The sequence below is a fragment of the Microbacterium sp. X-17 genome, assembly GCF_039615055.1.
This window is the reverse complement of the sequence record NZ_JBDHNI010000002.1, coordinates 1,064,701-1,081,262: the sequence shown is the minus strand read 5'-3', so window position 1 is coordinate 1,081,262 and position 16,562 is coordinate 1,064,701. Positions and strand designations below refer to the sequence as shown.

At 74.4% G+C, this 16,562-nt stretch carries 17 protein-coding genes; 7 read left to right on the top strand and 10 right to left on the bottom strand.

Features of this window, described 5'->3' with window-relative positions; genetic code table 11:
- Positions 1–34: 34 nt before the first annotated feature.
- Positions 35–1,459: a D-alanyl-D-alanine carboxypeptidase gene (locus ABCS02_RS13745; protein WP_345836206.1), complete on the top strand. Its 1,425-nt coding sequence runs from the start codon at positions 35–37 to the stop codon at positions 1,457–1,459.
- Positions 1,460–1,539: 80 nt separating this feature from the next.
- Here the strand turns inward: ABCS02_RS13745 and ABCS02_RS13740 are convergent, their stop codons facing one another.
- From ABCS02_RS13740 to ABCS02_RS13730, 3 genes are read right to left on the bottom strand one after another with little or no spacing between them, the layout of a single operon-like run.
- A complete protein-coding gene (locus ABCS02_RS13740) occupies positions 1,540–2,451 on the bottom strand; it encodes a J domain-containing protein (protein WP_345836205.1) in 912 nt (303 codons plus the stop codon).
- A 57-nt stretch (positions 2,452–2,508) separates the two neighbouring features.
- Positions 2,509–3,048, bottom strand: coding sequence for a hypothetical protein (locus ABCS02_RS13735; RefSeq protein WP_345836204.1), 540 nt, complete (start codon positions 3,046–3,048; stop codon positions 2,509–2,511).
- Positions 3,045–3,881: an LssY C-terminal domain-containing protein gene (locus tag ABCS02_RS13730; RefSeq protein ID WP_345836203.1), complete on the bottom strand. Its 837-nt coding sequence runs from the start codon at positions 3,879–3,881 to the stop codon at positions 3,045–3,047. The genes ABCS02_RS13735 and ABCS02_RS13730 overlap by 4 nt, the downstream gene beginning before the upstream one ends.
- A 112-nt stretch (positions 3,882–3,993) precedes the next feature.
- Here ABCS02_RS13730 and ABCS02_RS13725 point away from each other — a divergent pair, with 112 nt between their 5' ends.
- A complete protein-coding gene (locus tag ABCS02_RS13725) occupies positions 3,994–5,022 on the top strand; it encodes an ATP-binding cassette domain-containing protein (protein ID WP_345836202.1) in 1,029 nt (342 codons plus the stop codon).
- Positions 5,019–5,843: an ABC transporter permease gene (locus ABCS02_RS13720; protein WP_345836201.1), complete on the top strand. Its 825-nt coding sequence runs from the start codon at positions 5,019–5,021 to the stop codon at positions 5,841–5,843. The genes ABCS02_RS13725 and ABCS02_RS13720 overlap by 4 nt, the downstream gene beginning before the upstream one ends.
- Positions 5,844–5,855: 12 nt before the next feature.
- Here ABCS02_RS13720 and ABCS02_RS13715 read toward each other — a convergent pair whose 3' ends face one another.
- Positions 5,856–6,263, bottom strand: a complete 408-nt coding sequence (locus ABCS02_RS13715; protein ID WP_345836200.1) for a hypothetical protein — start codon at positions 6,261–6,263, stop codon at positions 5,856–5,858.
- A gap of 93 nt (positions 6,264–6,356) precedes the next feature.
- Between ABCS02_RS13715 and cofG the strand changes: the two genes are divergently transcribed.
- From cofG to cofC, 4 genes are read left to right on the top strand one after another with little or no spacing between them, the layout of a single operon-like run.
- Positions 6,357–8,720 (top strand): 7,8-didemethyl-8-hydroxy-5-deazariboflavin synthase CofG, encoded by a 2,364-nt coding sequence (gene cofG / locus ABCS02_RS13710; RefSeq protein ID WP_345836199.1) that lies wholly within the window; start codon positions 6,357–6,359, stop codon positions 8,718–8,720.
- Positions 8,717–10,210 (top strand): NAD(P)/FAD-dependent oxidoreductase, encoded by a 1,494-nt coding sequence (locus ABCS02_RS13705; protein WP_345836198.1) that lies wholly within the window; start codon positions 8,717–8,719, stop codon positions 10,208–10,210. The genes cofG and ABCS02_RS13705 overlap by 4 nt, the downstream gene beginning before the upstream one ends.
- Positions 10,207–11,214 (top strand): glucose-6-phosphate dehydrogenase (coenzyme-F420), encoded by a 1,008-nt coding sequence (gene fgd / locus ABCS02_RS13700; protein ID WP_345836197.1) that lies wholly within the window; start codon positions 10,207–10,209, stop codon positions 11,212–11,214. Before ABCS02_RS13705 ends, fgd begins: the two co-directional genes overlap by 4 nt.
- Entirely contained in the window at positions 11,211–11,819 is a 609-nt protein-coding gene (cofC, locus tag ABCS02_RS13695) for a 2-phospho-L-lactate guanylyltransferase (RefSeq protein WP_345836196.1), read from the top strand. The genes fgd and cofC overlap by 4 nt, the downstream gene beginning before the upstream one ends.
- A 206-nt stretch (positions 11,820–12,025) precedes the next feature.
- On the opposite strand, the gene cofD is transcribed toward cofC, so the two are convergent.
- The 6 genes from cofD to ABCS02_RS13665 form a co-directional block, all read right to left on the bottom strand.
- Positions 12,026–12,979, bottom strand: a complete 954-nt coding sequence (gene cofD, locus ABCS02_RS13690; protein ID WP_345836195.1) for a 2-phospho-L-lactate transferase — start codon at positions 12,977–12,979, stop codon at positions 12,026–12,028.
- Positions 12,976–13,773, bottom strand: a complete 798-nt coding sequence (locus tag ABCS02_RS13685) for a uroporphyrinogen-III synthase (RefSeq protein WP_345836194.1) — start codon at positions 13,771–13,773, stop codon at positions 12,976–12,978. Before ABCS02_RS13685 ends, cofD begins: the two co-directional genes overlap by 4 nt.
- Positions 13,774–13,950: 177 nt before the next feature.
- Positions 13,951–14,217, bottom strand: a complete 267-nt coding sequence (locus ABCS02_RS13680) for a hypothetical protein (protein ID WP_345836193.1) — start codon at positions 14,215–14,217, stop codon at positions 13,951–13,953.
- The gene (locus tag ABCS02_RS13675; RefSeq protein WP_345836192.1) at positions 14,207–14,617 is read right to left on the bottom strand and encodes a phage holin family protein; all 411 of its coding nucleotides are present in this window, start codon (positions 14,615–14,617) and stop codon (positions 14,207–14,209) included. The genes ABCS02_RS13680 and ABCS02_RS13675 overlap by 11 nt, the downstream gene beginning before the upstream one ends.
- Position 14,618: 1 nt before the next feature.
- Positions 14,619–14,954 (bottom strand): hypothetical protein, encoded by a 336-nt coding sequence (locus ABCS02_RS13670; protein WP_345836191.1) that lies wholly within the window; start codon positions 14,952–14,954, stop codon positions 14,619–14,621.
- Between the two features lie 85 nt (positions 14,955–15,039).
- A complete protein-coding gene (locus ABCS02_RS13665) occupies positions 15,040–16,542 on the bottom strand; it encodes an FAD-dependent oxidoreductase (RefSeq protein ID WP_345836190.1) in 1,503 nt (500 codons plus the stop codon).
- Positions 16,543–16,562: the final 20 nt, after the last annotated feature.

Sequence of the window (16,562 nt, the reverse complement as noted above, 5' to 3'; positions counted from 1 at the left end):
CAGTGTAATGGCTGCGCCACGGTACGGTACCGACATGACGATCGCCGGCCCGACCCCGCCGACGCGTCGCTCTCTCCGGGAGACCGGGGCGGTCGTCATCATCCCGCCGGCCGAGCCGCCGGCATCCGGCGCAGCGCTCTCCTGGGTCGACCCGGGCACGGTCGCGCGGCCGCAGATCACCGCGGCGATCGAGGCGAGCCCTTACGTGCCCGTCGCGCCGGACCTCCTGGCGAAGGCGCCGCGGCGCTCGCCCTGGCGCCCCGGGGTCCTCGTCCCGTTCGGGATCGTGCTCGCGCTCATCGCGGCGTATTGCACGACGACCCTGCTGTGGCCGTTGTCCGCGATCCCGCCGCAGGCGTCGGCCGTCGCCGTACAGCCGGTCGCGGCGACGGTCGCCACCCCCGCGTGGCCCGCGCAGGGCAGCGCCGCCGTCGCCGTGGAGGGCATCGGCGGGACGCTGTCGTCGACCGGCAACGCCTCCCCGATCGCGAGCATCACGAAGCTCGTCACGACGCTCATGGTGCTGGAGCGGATGCCACTCGCCGCGGGCGAGCAGGGACCGGCGTACCGGATGACGGCCGCCGACCGGGACGCCTACATCGGCTACCAGGACCGGGGCGAGTCCTCGCTCGACGTGCCGGTGGGCGGATCCCTCTCCGAGCTCCAGCTCCTGCAGGGGACGCTGATCGGCTCGGCGAACAACTACGCGCAGATCCTCGCCGACAGCATCTGGGCGAACGACGCCGTCTTCGCGAACGCCGCGTCGACGTGGCTCGCGGCGCACGGTCTGAGCGACATGCGGATCGTCGACCCGACCGGGATCGAGGAGGGCAACACGGCCTCCCCCGCCGACCTCGTCGCCCTCGCGCAGCGCGCCCTCGCGAACCCGGTGATCGCGCAGATCGTCTCGACCCGCACGATCGACCTCCCCGGAGCCGGCCGTGTCGAGAACACGAACCAGCTCCTGCAGGCCGATCCCGCCGTCGTCGGCGTCAAGACCGGATCCCTCGACGGGATCGACAACCTCGTCGCCGCCAAGGACGTCACGATCGGGACCACCCCCGTCCGCCTGTACGCCGTCGCGCTCGGACAGCCCGACGCCGCCGCGCGCACCGCGACCGCGCAGGCGCTGCTGAACCAGCTCGCGACCGAGCTGCAGCAGCCGCCGGCCCTCGCGACCGGAACCGTGGTGGGCCAGGTCACGACCCGGTGGGGCGACACGGTCGGGATCGTGACCGGCCAGGACGCCTCCGTCGTGGAGTGGAACGGCGGCGCCCCCACGACGTCCAGCGAGCTGACGATCGGCGACGGGTGGAAGGCGGGCGACGACGCCGGCACCGTGACGCTCCACGGCCCGCTGAACACCGCGACGGTGCCCGTGCAGCTGGCTGCGGCGGTCGATCCCCCGTCCCCGTGGTGGCGCCTCACCCACCCGCTGGACCTCTTCGGCCTCGTCTGACCCGTACCTCGAGCCGCTCCGGTGTCACTCGCGCATACCTGTGCCGGCCGCGAAGTGTGCGCGGGTGACACCGGAGGGGCTCAGACGAAGCGGACGGCCTGCTGCAGGCGGGTGCGGACGTCGAAGAGCTCCGTGCCGCCCATCTCGCGCGCGCCGACGAGGCCGCGGCGCAGGACGGTCCCGAGGCCGCTGCGGGAGCTGACGGCGACGCGGATGCCGCGGACCGTGCCGAACTCGGTCACGGCGTCGGCGAGGTGGTCGTCGGGCAGCACCACGATCGCGCCGCTGAAGCGCACGCGCGCGGCGCGGGCGACCGCGCGCACGCGGGAGACGAGCTGCGTGACGGGCGCGCCGTCGACGTGCGGACCGGTGATCTCGCCGCGGCGGAAGCCGACGGGCTCGCCGTAGTCCTCGGACAGGAGCCCGTACAGCCCGCTCGGGCCGAGCACGACGTGGTCGAGCTTGTCCTCCGGGTCCACGGCATCCGCCGCGACGTCGTGCCACACCGTGTAGCCCATGCCGAGGCCCGAGACGATGCGGGCCGTCTCCTCCTCGGCGAGCGCGTCGGCCAGCATCCGGCGGAGCTCCCGCGGGGCCGAGCGCACGAACGCGGCGGCGTACGGATCCGGGAGCTCGACGCCGCGCCCGGCCCACTCCCGCGCGAGCACGAGGTAGCGCTCGCGCCGCCATCCGCCCGGCTGCCCGTACGACCGGGCTCGGGGGCGGGTCGAGGCGGCGGCCTCGTGGCGCACGACGACGGGCTCCTCCGGAGCGCCGAGGCCCGTCGCACGGTCGTACGCCGCACGCGCCTCCGCGTCCCCGATCAGCTCCCACGCCTGCTGCACCCGGATGAACAGCGCCGAGTCGCCCCCGGTGTCGGGGTGCGTCTCGCGCAGCCGGAGCCGGTACGCGCGACGGACAGCATCCGGCGTCGCATCGACCGTCACCCCGAGGATCTCGTACGCGGATGCGGAGAGCGGACTTGCCGGCACGAATCCTCCTTCCGCCCGCGGGACCGCGTCCGGGCGGAGCGTGTCGAAGAGTACAGGCTAATCCTGCGAGGGCTCCGGGCGGCGCCGGTTGCGGCGGGCGTAGGCGGCCGCACCCCGGCTGGACAGCGCCAGGAGCACGAGGATGTCGAGCGCGAGCGAGAGCAGGGTCGAGTCGAGGCGCAGCTCCTGCCCCTGGAACCACCACGAGAAGAACGCCGAGCAGATCGAGACGACGGAGACGAACATCACGAACACGCGCGGCCAGTTCCAGCCGCGGAAGATGAGGAACGCCAATGCGACGTCCACGAGCACGAGGATGCCCACGCCGCACAGCACGACGATGAGCGCGGCCTGGGCCTCGTCCACCGTCAGCGGCGGGCCGCCCGCGCCGTCGTCGATCGTGAGGGAGATCGTCAGGCTCTGCCAGCCGAACCCGAGCGCGATCATCCACTGAACGCCCACGACGGCGCGCAGGAGCACGAGCACTGCCCCCGTCACGGTGGCCATCGGGCGCGTCATCCCGGGGTCGGGCTGTCCCGGCTCGACGAGGAGGGCCGCCGGTTCGAACGCCGGCCGCTTCTCCGGGGTCCGGCTCATGCCGCCACCGCCGCCGGCACCGCGACCGCGCGCACGTCGATGATCGGGAGGTCACCGTCCGTGCGGATGCTGTCGCCGCCGCCGTTGCGCGCGTGATATCCCGTCGAGAAGTCCTTCAAGACCGTCAGCACGATGCCCGGGTTTCCCTCGGTCATGGTCGAGACGATGTGGTCGCGCTCGATGTCGGTGTCGGCGTCGATCCGGTGGGTCACCTGCAGCGTGAACAGGGACAGCCCGACCGAGGTGTCGAACGTGCCGGCGGCGAGCCAGTCGACGCGCGAACCGCCCGGCAGGAGCCAGCCGTCGGGGCAGCGCCAGAACCGCACGTGATGACGCTGTGCCGGGTTGCCGTCGACCTCCTGCTGGTAGGCGAAGTCCTGCTGGCGGCCGAACAGCAGCAGGGGGCTGACCGGCGCCTCGTGGTAGCTGCGACGCCTGATCGTGGACAGGACGATGCGCCACGAGGACCGCAGCGTCACGGGATCCGCCTTCGTCCAGCCCGCGGTCCGCAGCGCCTGCTCGATCTGGTCGCCGGTGCCGAGCAGCGCGAGGTTGACCGGGTCGCCGAGCAGGCCGTCGCTCGTGCGCGTGCGGCCGATGAAGTAGTCCGGGACGTAGATCGTCGTGAGGATGCGGTGCAGACGTGGCAGGACGAGATAAGCGAGCAGGATCCAGAACACGATGGCGGCGAGGATGCCCCACCAGCCGATGCTGAACGTCTCGGTGAGGCTCAGATACGCGAGCCAGATCGCCGCGACGCCCGCGAACACGAAGAAGAACCAGTCCAGGACCGCGCCGCGCGAATAGCGCCGCCGTCGGGAAGAGCTCGTCACGGTCGTCAGGTTACCGCGGGGACACCCGGCCGCACCGCCCGGGGAAATGCCGGGTCGGGGACGAAACATCCGGGAAGATGAGGGAAACCGCCCGTGAACGAGGGAGGCGCCCATGCCCCGCGGAGAGGTGCTGGAGTTCGCCGGCGTCACCAAGCGGTTCGGCGCGGTGACCGCCGTCGAGGATCTGACGGCACGCGTCGAGCCCGGCGTCGTCACCGGGTTCCTCGGGCCCAACGGCGCCGGCAAGACGACCACGCTGCGCGTCCTCCTCGGACTCGTGGCCGCGACAGCCGGCCGGGCCACGATCGGCGGTCGCACCTACGCCGAGCTCGACGCGCCGATGCGGACGGTCGGCGCAGCGCTGGAGGCATCGAGCTTCCACCCCGGCCGCACCGGGGCGAACCACCTCCGCGTCCTCGCGGACGCCGCCGGCATCCCGCGCTCGCGCATCGACGAGACGCTCGGTCTCGTAGGGCTGGCGGACGCCGCGGGCCGCACCGTGGGCGGCTACTCGCTCGGGATGCGTCAGCGGCTCGGCCTAGCCGCCGCCCTCCTCGGCGACCCGGGCGTACTCGTGCTCGACGAGCCCGCCAACGGCCTGGATCCGGAGGGCATCCGCTGGATGCGCGGGCTCCTGCGGGCGCTCGCGCGCGAAGGCCGCACGGTGCTCGTGTCGTCGCACCTGCTGACCGAGGTGCAGCAGACCGCGGAGGCGCTGCTGATCCTCGCCGGCGGGCGGCTCGTCTTCGAGGGGAGCCTCGAAGAGCTCTCGCCGCCGGACGAGTATGCGACGATCGTGGACTCGCCCGACCGCGTGGCCCTCGTCGGCGCGCTGCACGCGGCGGGGCTGCCCGCGCAGGTGCTGCGGACGGGGCTGCGGATCCCCCGCGCCGACCCGGCCGCGATCGGGCGGATCGCGAACGACGCGGACGTGCCGCTCTCGCTCCTCCAGCGCCGAGGCCCCGCCCTGGAGGAGGTGTTCCTCGAGCTCGTCGAGGGACGCCGCGTCTTCACGCGCACGCCACGCGAGCCCCTTCAGCTCGAGGCCCCCGCCCCGGCCCCGAACCCCGACGCCGAGCCCGGCGAACCAGCCGAGCCCACCCGAGACGCCGAGCCGGCCGAGCCGGAGGAGGAGCGATGAGCCTCGTCGCCGCGACCCGGTCGGAGACGACCAAGCTGACCACGACAGGCGGCTGGTGGATCCTCGCGATCGTGCTGGTCGGGTACCTCGGCGTGACTGCCGCCGCGCTCGCGTTCGTGATCGGCGCCGCGGCGACGGGCGCGATCGGCACGAGCGGGCGCACCCCGCTCCCCACCACGGGCATCGCGCCGCTCCTCTACAGCCTCGCGTCGTCGGTCGGCTACGTGTTCCCCCTACTCATCGGCACTCTCATCGTCACGACCGAGTTCCGCCACCAGACCCTCACCCCGACGTTCCTGGCGATCCCGCGCCGCGGCATGGTGCTGTCGGCGAAGATGATCGTCGGCGTGGCGATCGGCGTCGTCTACGCGGTGTTGGCCCTCGTCGCAACGGTCGGCCCGGTCGCCGGCATCCTCGCGGGGTTCGGCCGCGACACGAGCCTCGGCTCCGGCGACGCGTGGGCGCAGTTCGCCCGCGTCCTCCTCGCGTTCGCGGTGTGGGCGCTGGTCGGGATCGGCGTCGGCACGCTCCTGCGCAATCAGGTGGCGGCGATCGTCGTGGTGCTCGTGTTCACGCAGTTCGTCGGGCCGATCCTGCAGGTCGCCGCGACCTTCGTGAGCGGGCTCCAGCCCGTCACGCGCTACCTCCCGGGTGCGGCGAGCGACGCGCTCGTCGGGTCCAGCATCCTGTCGGCGAGCGCGCTCGGCGCATCGTCGAGTCCGCCCCTGGAGTGGTGGCAGGGCGGCCTCGTGCTCGCCGCGTACGCCGTCGTGTTCCTCGGCGCCGGGTACCTCGTCAGCTGGCGCCGCGACGTCAGCTGACGTCGCGGCAGATCAGGCCTCGGGCGCCGCGTCGGACGCGAGCTCGGCGACGTCGGCCGCCTCGTGGATGTCCTCGAGCCGCAGCGCGCGGATCAGCTGCGGGCCGTGGCGGGTGGTGAGGATGACCCGCTGGAACTCGTCGTGCCCCTCGAGGTCGATCACGATGCTGGGCCGGCGGCGGCGGATGATCGCGAAGTCTCGCCCGCCGGAGGACTTCCAGTTGCCCATCGCGACGGCGACCGGGAGGTAGGTGCCGGGGTCCGGGACGCCGCGGAGCCACGTCCACGCGTCGTCGGTCAGCTGGACGCGCGCGATCGTGTCGCGGTCGATCAGCAGGTTCTGCCGGCGGAACGACAGGGCGTGCTCCACGGCGCCGAGCACGACCTCGAGGTGCGCCGAGTCCAGCATGAGCGTCACCATGCCCCCTAGTCTGCCAGGGGCAGGTGTCGGATTGGCTTACGGACGGGCAACGATCGTGGAGCCGGTGGCGGCACGCGGTGGGAGACTGAACGGGTGAGTCTGCGGGAACCGCTCTCGGCCGAAGACGCGACAGTCCTGCTGGCCGCGCGCGGCGAGGAGCTCGAGCTCCTGCTCGATCGAGCGGCCGCCATCCGCGACGAGGGGCTGGCGGATGCCGGACGCGCCGGCATCCTCACGTACTCCCGCAAGGTGTTCGTGCCGCTGACGACCCTGTGCCGCGACCGCTGCCACTACTGCGTCTTCGTGGACACCCCGGGGCAGCTGCTCGCGAAGCACAAGCCGACGTACATGACCCCGGAGCAGGTGCTCGCGGTCGTGCGGCAGGGCCAGGCGCTCGGGTGCAAGGAGGCGCTGCTCACGCTCGGCGACCGCCCCGAGGAGCGCTGGCCCGAGGCACGCGCCTGGCTGGACGCGCACGGCTACGCCTCGACGCTCGACTACGTCGCCGCGATCGCACGCCTCATCACGCAAGAGACGGGGATGCTGCCGCACCTGAACCCCGGCGTCATGTCCGCCGCGGAGCTGGCGGCCCTGCGCCCCGTCGCGCCGTCCATGGGCATGATGCTCGAGACCACCTCGCGGCGGCTGTACGAGGAGCCGGGCCAGGTGCACTACGGCTCGCCGGACAAGGACCCGGCCGTGCGGCTCCGTGTGATCGAGGACGCGGGGCGGGCCCGCATCCCGTTCACGACCGGCATCCTCGTCGGGATCGGAGAGACCCTGCGCGATCGCGCCGAGTCGCTCGTCGCGATCCGCGACGCGCACGAGCGGCACGGGCACGTGCAGGAGGTCATCGTGCAGAACTTCCGTGCGAAGCCCCGCACCGCGATGCGGGACGCGCCCGACCCCGGGCTGGACGAGTACGTCGCCGCAGTCGCGGTGGCGCGGCTCGTGTTCGGGGCCCGCATGCGGATCCAGGTGCCGCCGAACCTGTCCGACCCCGAGGAGTTCGCGCTCCTGGTCCGCGCCGGGGCCGACGACTGGGGCGGGGTCTCGCCCCTGACCGCCGACCACGTCAACCCGGAGCGGCCCTGGCCGCACCTCGACGACCTCGCCGCCCGCACCGCGGACCTGGGGTTCACGCTGCGCGAGCGCCTGACCGCGCACCCCGAGTTCGTGCGGGATCCCGGGCTCTGGCTCGACCCCGCGCAGCACGCCCCCGTGGCGGCGCTGGCCGCCGCCGACGGCCTCGCGGGCGCCTCCGCCGCGCACAACTCCTGCAATCCGGACGACGGCGTGGCCGAAGCCGCGGGATCCCGCGGCTCGGCCGCCGGGGGGCCGACGGATCGCAGGAGTTCTGCGCGCCCGGCTCACGGGAGCGGGGTGCGCGGCCACGCCGAGGCGGCCGCGAGCGACCCCGCGAGCCTCGAGGACGGGGAGTGGGAGCTCCTCCTCCGCGCCGCGGGCGACGACCTCGACGCGCTCGCCGCGACCGCCGACGACGTGCGCCGCTACACGGTCGGCGAGGCCGTCAGCATCGTCGTCAACCGCAACCTCACCTCGTCCGGGCTGCGCGCCCGACCCGCGGCGCCCGCGGAGTTCACTCTCGCGGATGCTGCCGCGATCGCCGCCGACGCGTGGGACCTCGGCGCGACCGAGGTGTGCGTGCAGGGGATGCTGCCGGCGTCCGAGGATCCGGCGGGCTATGCCGCGATCGTGCGCGCCCTGAAGGGCGCCGCACCGCGCCTGCACGTCCACGGGTACCGCCCCCAGGACGTGTGGGACCTCGCGGACCGGGGCGCGCTGGGGCTCGACGGCGCCCTCACGGCCCTGCGCGAGGCCGGCGTCGACACGATGCCCGGCACCGGGGTCAAGGTCCTGAGCGAGCGCGTCCGCGAGCGGGTCGCGCCCGGCGACCTGGCGATCGAGCGGTGGCTCGCCGCGATCCGGGCGGCGCACGCGCGCGGCATCCGGACGAGCTCCGTCCTCTTCTACGGCCACGTAGAGACGGCGTCGGAGCGGATCGCGCACCTGCGTCTGCTCCGCGCGCTGCAGGACGCCGCGCCCGCGGGGGGCGGCTTCACCGAGTTCGTGCCGATCCCCCTTCCCGGGCCGGCGGGCGGCGTGCCGCTCGTGCCGGGCCGACCGGCGATCGACGAGCACCGCGCGATGGTCGCGGTCTCGCGCCTGCTGCTGTCCGGCAGCATCCCGCACGTGCAGGCCGCGTGGCCGCGCGTCGGCCGGGACGGCACCGTCGAGCTCCTCCGCGCCGGGGCGGACGACCTCGGCGGGGCCCTCCTCGACGGACGTGTCCGGCCGGAGGCGGGAATCGAGCACGGCGCGGAGCTGCCCGTCGCGGAGGCGGCCGCGCTCACGCGACGCCTGTTCCGGCCGCTCCGGCAACGCACGACCGACTACCGCGAGCCGCCGGCCGACCGGAAGGCGGCGGTGCGGTGAGCGGCGCGCGCGTCGAGGTCGCGATCGTCGGCGCCGGGTTCGCGGGGCTCGGCATGGCGCGCGCGCTGCGCCGCGCCGGGCGTGAGTCGTTCGTGCTGCTCGAGCGCGGAGCATCCGTCGGCGGGACGTGGCGCGACAACACCTACCCGGGTGTCGCGTGCGACGTGCCCTCGCACCTGTACTGCTTCGCCGACCGCCCGAACCCCGGGTGGTCGGGGCGGTATGCGACCGGCACCGAGATCCACGACTACCTCCGCGAGACCGCGGTCGCCGAGGGGCTCAGCCGCTGGCTGCGGCTCGAGACGCCATTGCGGTCCGCCGCGTGGGATGCGGATGCCGCGGCCTGGCGCCTGCGCGCCGGGGACGAGGACCTCGAGGCGGAGGCCCTGGTCCTCGCGTGCGGGCGGCTGACCGAGCCGGCGATCCCGGACATCCCGGGGCTCGAGACGTTCCCCGGACCGGTGTTCCACACCGCGCGCTGGGACCATTCCGCCGACCTCGCGGGCCGCCGCATCGCGGTCGTCGGCACGGGTGCGAGCGCCGTGCAGCTCGTGCCCGAGCTCGCGCGGATCGCCGGGCAGGTCACGCTCTTCCAGCGCACGCCCGCGTGGATCATGCCGCGCGACGCGCACCCATACAGCGCGGCCGAGCGCGACCGGTTCGCGCGGCATCCGGAGAAGCTCGCGGAGCTGCGCGACGCCCTCGACCGCGAGGGCGAGGAGCGCTTCGCCTCCCGCTCCGGCGACGCCGCGGCCGCGGCCGCCGCAAGCGCGACCGCGCTCGCGCACCTCCGCGCCCAGGTCGCGGATCCGGCCCTGCGCGCGGGCCTCACCCCGGACTACGCCTTCGGCTGCAAGCGCGTGCTGCTGTCCGACGCGTTCTACCCGGCCGTCGCCGACGGACCCGTCACGCTCGAGACCTCCGCGCTCGCGAGCGTCTCCGGGACGACGCTCGTGTCCGCCGCCGGGAACGCGTACGAGGCCGACGCGATCGTGCTCGCGACCGGCTTCGCGTCGTCGCGCCAGCCGTACGCCGAGCTGGTGACCGGCGAGGACGGCATCACGCTCGACGCGCACTGGGGCGCCGGCATGACCTCGTACGCCTCGACCGTGGTGCCGGGCTTCCCGAACCTCTTCGTCCTGAACGGCCCGAACGCCTCGCTCGGGCACAACTCCTCCATTCTGATGACCGAGGCGCAGGCCGAGTACGTCGTGCGCGCCTTGGAGCACCGGAATGCCGGAGTTCTGCGGGTGCGGCCCGAAGCGGAGCGCGCGTACACCGCGCGCATCGACGCCGCCGCGGCATCCACCCCGTGGATCGCCGGCGGATGCCGCAACTGGTACGTTGACGAGCGTTCCGACCGGCTCACGCTCCTCTGGCCCGGCACGGTGGCCGAGTTCCGGAGTGTGCTCGCGTCCGCGGACGGCTCGGAGTTCGAGCCCGTCACCCACGAGTCCCGCGAGCTGTCGCGGGCGAGAGGAGAGAGATGATCCCGCTGCGTCTGGGCTACAAGGCATCCGCGGAGCAGTTCGATCCCGCCACGCTCGCCGATTTCGCGGTGCTGGCGGAGGAGAAGGGCTTCGACTCGGTCTTCATCTCCGACCATCTGCAACCGTGGCAGCACGAGGGCGGACACGCGCCCGCGGCGCTGCCGTGGCTCGGGGCCGTCGGCGCGCGCACGTCGCGGATGCTGCTCGGCACCTCCGTGCTGACCCCGACCTTCCGGTACCACCCCGCCGTCGTCGCGCAGGCGTTCGGCACGCTCGGGGTCATGTACCCCGGCCGGATGATCCTCGGCGTCGGCACCGGCGAGGCGCTCAACGAGGTCACGCTCGGCCTCGAGTGGCCCGACCCGCCCGAGCGCTTCCAGCGCCTGAAGGAGGCGCTGACGCTCATCGAGAAGCTGTGGGCCGAAGAGCGCGTCACGTTCGACGGCACCTACTACACCGTGCGGGATGCCACGATCTACGACCGCCCGGAGACCCCCGTCCCCGTCTACATCGGCGCGGCGGGACCGGCGGCGACGCGGCTCGCGGGCCGCATCGCGAGCGGCTTCATCACGACGAGCGGCAAGGATCCGAAGCTCTACACGGACACGCTCCTGCCCGCGCTGCACGAGGGGCTCGAGAAGGCCGGCCGGCCGGCGGACGCGATCGACACGCTCATGGAGGTCAAGGTCTCCTTCCACCCCGACCGCGAGACCGCCCTGGAGAAGACGCGGTTCTGGGCGCCGCTGGCGCTCACGCCCGAGGAGAAGATGGGCATCCACGACCCGATCGAGATGCAGCGGCGCGCCGCCGAGCTGCCGATCGAGCGCGTGGCCTCGCGCTTCATCGTCTCGACGGATCCGGACGAGCACGTCGAGCGGATCGCGGAGTACGTGGAGCTCGGCTTCCGGCACCTCGTGTTCCACGACCCGGGCGAGAACCAGGCCGAGTTCCTGGAGCTGTACGGAGCGGAGATCCTGCCGCGCCTGCGCGCGCGGTTCGCGTGACCCGCGACTGGGTCGTGATCGTGCCCGTGAAGCGGGCGGATGCCGGGAAGTCCCGGCTCGCGACGGACGACACGCGCCCCGCGCTCGCGCGCGCCATCGCGCTCGACACGATCGCCGCCGCCGCCGCGTGCGCCGAGGTCGCGCGGGTGATCGTGGTGACGGAGGATCCCGTGGTGGCGCGGGAGGCATCCGCCCTGCCCGGCGTGGACTGCGTGCCCGACGGCACGGCGCGGGGGCTCAACGCCGCGCTGGCGGTCGGCGCCGCCGCGGCGGGCGCGGGCGCGCCGCGCGCCGCGCTGCTCGGGGACCTGCCGGCGCTGCGTCCGGCGGAGCTCGCGCTCGCGCTCCGGGCCGCGGCCACGCTGCCGCGGGCCGTGGTGGCGGATGCCGAGGGCACCGGCTCGACCCTCGTCACCGCCCGCGCGGGGCTGGCGCTCGAGACCGCCTTCGGCGCGGACTCATTCGCCCGGCACGTGGAGCTCGGCGCGGTCCCGTTGTCGCTGCCCGACGCCCCATCCGTGCACCACGACGTGGACACGCCCGCCCAGCTCGCCCACGCGGCCTCCCTGGGCCTTGCCCCCCGCACCCGAGCCCTCCTCCCCTAGCCCCCGCGCGCCCGCGGCCGCGCCCCGCTCCCTCCCCCACCCGCGCTCACCTGTCGCGAGGCGCGGTCCCGCCCGTCGATAGCGACAGGCGAGCGAAACCCCGTCCTGCTCACCCGTCGCAAAGTGCGGGGTCGAGGGGTCGGAAGCGCCAGGTGAGCGGAACGTGGCGCGTGGCGCGGGGCGCGGGGCGCGGGCGGGGTGGGGGGTCAGGCGGAGAGGGCGGCGGCGGCGATCGCGGCGGAGTGCTCCACGTCGCGCATCCACAGGGGGACGGCGGCGCAGCGGATGCCGAGCGCCGCCACGGGCGCGGTCGCCGCGGCATCCTCCTCCGCGACGAGCCAGGCGTCGAGGATGCCGCCGTCGCGGCGGGCGCCGTAGTGCGCGGCGACCGCGGCGGCCGAGGTCTCCACGCCGATCGCGGTCAGGCACACGTCGGCCATGCCGCGGACCACGCGTCCGTCGATGATCGGGGACACCCCGACGACGGCCGCGGACGTCTCCCGCAGGGCCTCCCGGATACCGGGCACCGTCAGGATCGGACCGATCGACACCACCGGGTTCGACGGCGCCACGAGCACGACGTCGGCGTCCGCGATCGCCTCGACGACGCCAGACGCGGGCCGGGCGGCCTCGATCCCCGGGTTCTCGAACGCGATCGGCGCGAGCGTCGCGCGGTGGCGCGTCCACCACTCCTGGAAGTGCAGGCGCTCGCCGCCCGCCACGGTCACGACCGTGTCGACCTCGGCGTCGGTCATGGGCAGGAGCCGCGCACCGAGGTCCCAGCGCCGCGACATCCGCTCGATCACCTCGGTCGGCGTGAGCCCGTCGCGCAGCCAGCCCGTGCGGGCGACGTGCAGCCCGAGGTCGAGATCCCCGAGCGTGAACCACGGCCACCCCGCGCCCCAGGCCTGGATCTCCTCGTGCACGCGTTCCGAGTCGCCGGCGCGGCCCCAGCCGCGCTCGCGGTCGTTCACCCCGGCCAGGGCGTACAGGATCGAGTCGACGTCGGGCTGCAGCCGCACCCCGGTGAGCCAGAGGTCGTCGCCGGTGTTGACGACGATCGTCGCGGGTGGATCGCCGCGCCGCGCGAGCGCCTCCCGCACGCCGAGCGAAAACTTCGCGCCGCCGACGCCGCCGGCGAGCACGACGGTCCGTGTCACCGCTGCAGCTCGGTATGGGGGGCGGGGAAGCGGGCGACGGCGGCGATGAGCGCATCGACGGTGAGCGTGTCGGCGACGACGTCGACGTCGAGGCCCACGCGCTGCGCGTCCTTGGCGGTGCGGGGGCCGATCGCCGCGATGAGGGTGGTCGGCGGGATCTCCGGGAACTGCAGGTGCACCTGCTCCGCGATCGAGCCGCTCGTGATGAGGATCGCGTTGATGCGCCCGCTCTCGACGTCGCGCGCGATCCGCTCCGTGACCGGCACGCCGACGGTGCGGTACGCGACGACGCTCCGTACCCGGTGCCCGGCCGCGATGAGCTCGCGCGTGAGGACGGGCTTGGCGACCTCGTTGCGGAGCGTGAGGATGTCGCGGGGCTCGGGCTCCAGCGCGATCATCTGGCGCGCCATCCCCGCGGCCGAGTTGTCCCGGTCCGGCACGAGATCGACGCGGTAGCCGACGGCCTGCAGCGCTGCGGCGGTCGTCTCGCCCACCGCGGCGACGCGCGTGTGCGCGGGGATGACGGCGCGATACGCGGCGAGGACGTCCACGGTCACCGCGCTCGTGAGCGTGATCCAGTCGAACGCCCCGGCGGCGAGATCCGCGAGCGCGCGCTCGAGCGTCTCCTGATCGTCGGTCGGAGCGAAGTTGACGAGCGGTGCGACGACGGGCACGGCGCCCTTCGTGCGGAGGGTTGCCGCGACGACGTCGCCCCAGGGTCCGCCGCGCGGAACGAGGACGCGCCACCCCGTGAGGGGCTTGAGGGCGTCCGTGTGGGACTGCGTGCTGTTCATCAGGGCCGACTTTCGTGGTGGAACACGACCGCCCTCAGGCAGAGGAGCGGCCGGCTTCGACGCCGTTTCCCCAGGTTCGACCGGGGAACGGGCCATCGGCAGCCACCGCACCGTAGCTATTGCCTGAATCCCGAGCATACTCCGGGAACTCGCGGTCGTGGCCACGACCGCGAGGCGTCAGCGCACGTAGGCCCGGACGAGACCCCACACCGTGGCCCCCACGGTGGCGGCGATCGCGACCACGGCGAGAGTCGCCGTGACGGGCCGCTCGTGGGCGAACGCGCGCGCCCGCGACATCCGGCGCTCGGTCGCCACCGCCCAGCGCTTGGGCACGTTGGCCTTCTCCTCGATCGCCGCCAGCGCCGCCTTCAGCTCGGCGCGCGCCGCCTCGACGGGATCCGTGATGCCGCCGGGCACGACGGTTCGGGGACCCTCAGAACTCATCGCCGGCCTCCTTCACGATGCGGACGTCCTCGACGACCGCCTGCACGGGGTTCTTCCGGGTGCGGAGCCGCCGGAAGCGCAGGACGCCGAGGAGGGCGAGCACGGCCACCACGACGATCATCGCTCCGAAGACGACGAGCGCCGAGAGCCAGACCGGCCACCACGACGAGAGTCCGGCGATCACGAACGCGCCGAGCGCCGGGACTGACCAGAACAGGACGAAGAGGGCGCCGGCGATCCAGCCGACGCCGATCCCGGCATCCTTAGCGGTGCGCGCCGCCCAGGCCTTCGCGGCGTCGACCTCGGCGATCACGAGGTTGCGGACGAGCTCGGGGATCTCCCCGACGAGGGTCAGCAGGCTGTCGTCGGCGCGGTCTCGGGGGCCACGGGGTGTCGTCACGTCAGCTCCCGGCGGGGGCCTGGTCCGCGGCGCCGGGGAGGTCGCGCACGGCCGCCTCACCCGCGGCGATGCCGGCGTCGAGCTTCTGCCCGGGGGTGCCGTTCTGCTCCTGGACGGACCGCGTCACCTTGACGGCGCCGTTCCAGACCGCCCGCGGGAGGGCCATCGCGGCCGAGCCGGCCGCCTGCTTCGCCTTCTCGACCTGCCGCTGCACCGGATCGAGGTTCCACACCCGGACCGCCGCCGCCTTGATCTGCTCGTAGCGCTCGCGACCCGCCCGGGTCCCCAGCACGTAGCCGATCGCCAATCCGACGACAAGTCCGGTCCTGAACTTCATGGGATCTCCTCACACGTGCGGGGCGGTGCGGTCGTCACCAGCGTATCGCTGTATTCCGGTCGCGGCATCCACTGCCGCGGAAGCCTCAGCCCGCTGGCGGCACGGCGCCCCACAGCAGTACTCTCCGCACCCGCTCGGCCTGTTCGCGGGCGTCCGAGACGACCGAGCCGAGGCCGGATCCGGCGACCCATCCGCCCGCGATCGCGAGCCCCGGAATGCGGGCGACCGCGGCGCGCACGGCGTCGGCGAACGCGCCGTGGCCGAGCGTCGTCGCCGGCGGTGCCGAGGCGAAGCGCACGCGCTGCGCGGCGCGGACCGCGGATGCCGGGAGCTCCACGCCGAGCAGGACGGATGCCTCCCGACGGGCGAGGTCCACGGCATCCGCGTCGGAGAGGTCGGCCGTCACCGTGGCCGGGAAGGTGACGCGCACGACGTGGAATCCGCCGGCCCGGAGCCACCGCCAGCGGGCCGACTCGTGCTCCGCCATCGCGGCCGGACCCGACCCCGGCACGCGCAGCACCCGCGCACCGCGGGCCGCCGCGTCGAGCCCGGGCGCGTCGACCGCGAGCGCGACCTGGTCGACCTCGACCGCGGGCAGCTCCTCCGCGGGCAGCTCTGGAACGACGGGCGCGAGCAGCGCCCGGGCCGCGCTCGGCGGCAGCGCCACGACGACGACGTCCGCCGCGACCGTCGCCGGCTCCCCGTCCGCCGCGACCGTCGTTTCCCCCGGGGCATCGGACCCCGCGGCATCCGCGTCGCCCACCGCCGGCCCGCCCGCGAGGCGCACGCTCCATCCGCGCTCCGCGCGGTCGAGCCCGACCACCTCGGTGCCCGGGCGGAGGTCCGCGTCGAGGGTCCGCAGCTGCTCCACCATGCCGTCGACGAGTCGCGACATCCCGCCGACGATCGTCTCCAGCGGGCCGCGCGGCGCGGCGAGCTCGCCGGCGGCGCCCGAGAGCGAGCCCGCGCGGGTCAGCGCGGGGCTGAGGCCCGGCACCGCGGTGTCGACGTCGACGAGCTCCGGCGGGATCCCGTGCACCGCCTGCGCCGGCGGCGCGACGAGCCGGTCCCGCACGCGCGCGCCCATCCGGCTCGAGACGAGGCGGCCGAGGCTCCGCTCGCGGCCGATCGTGAGCGGAGGTCGCAGGCGGTCGAGGTACGCGCGCCACACGCCGCTCCAGCCGATGACCCGGCGGACGTCGTCGCTCCACGGGTTGACCGGGATGCCGAGCACCGTCTCGGCCGGGAACGGCGCCGCCCCCGCGCCCGGGATCCCGCCGATCCAGGTCGCGTCGGTGTCCGGCGACACGACGAGCGCGCCGAGCCCGGCGTCGTCGGCGAGCGCGCGCACCACGCCCCCGCGCACCGCCGTGGCGCCGAGCTCCACCGGCATCCGGTCCAGCTCGCCGCGGCGGACGATCCCGCCGAACCGCTCCTCGCGCTCGATCAGGGTGACGCGCAGGCCGACCTTCGCGCACTCGATCGCGACCACGAGGCCGGCCATCCCGCCGCCCACGACGGCGACGTGCCGGGCCCTCGCGCGTCCGGCGAGAGCGTCGAGCGGGCGGGGATCGGGCGCATCGGACATCGCCTCAGTCTCGCACCGCC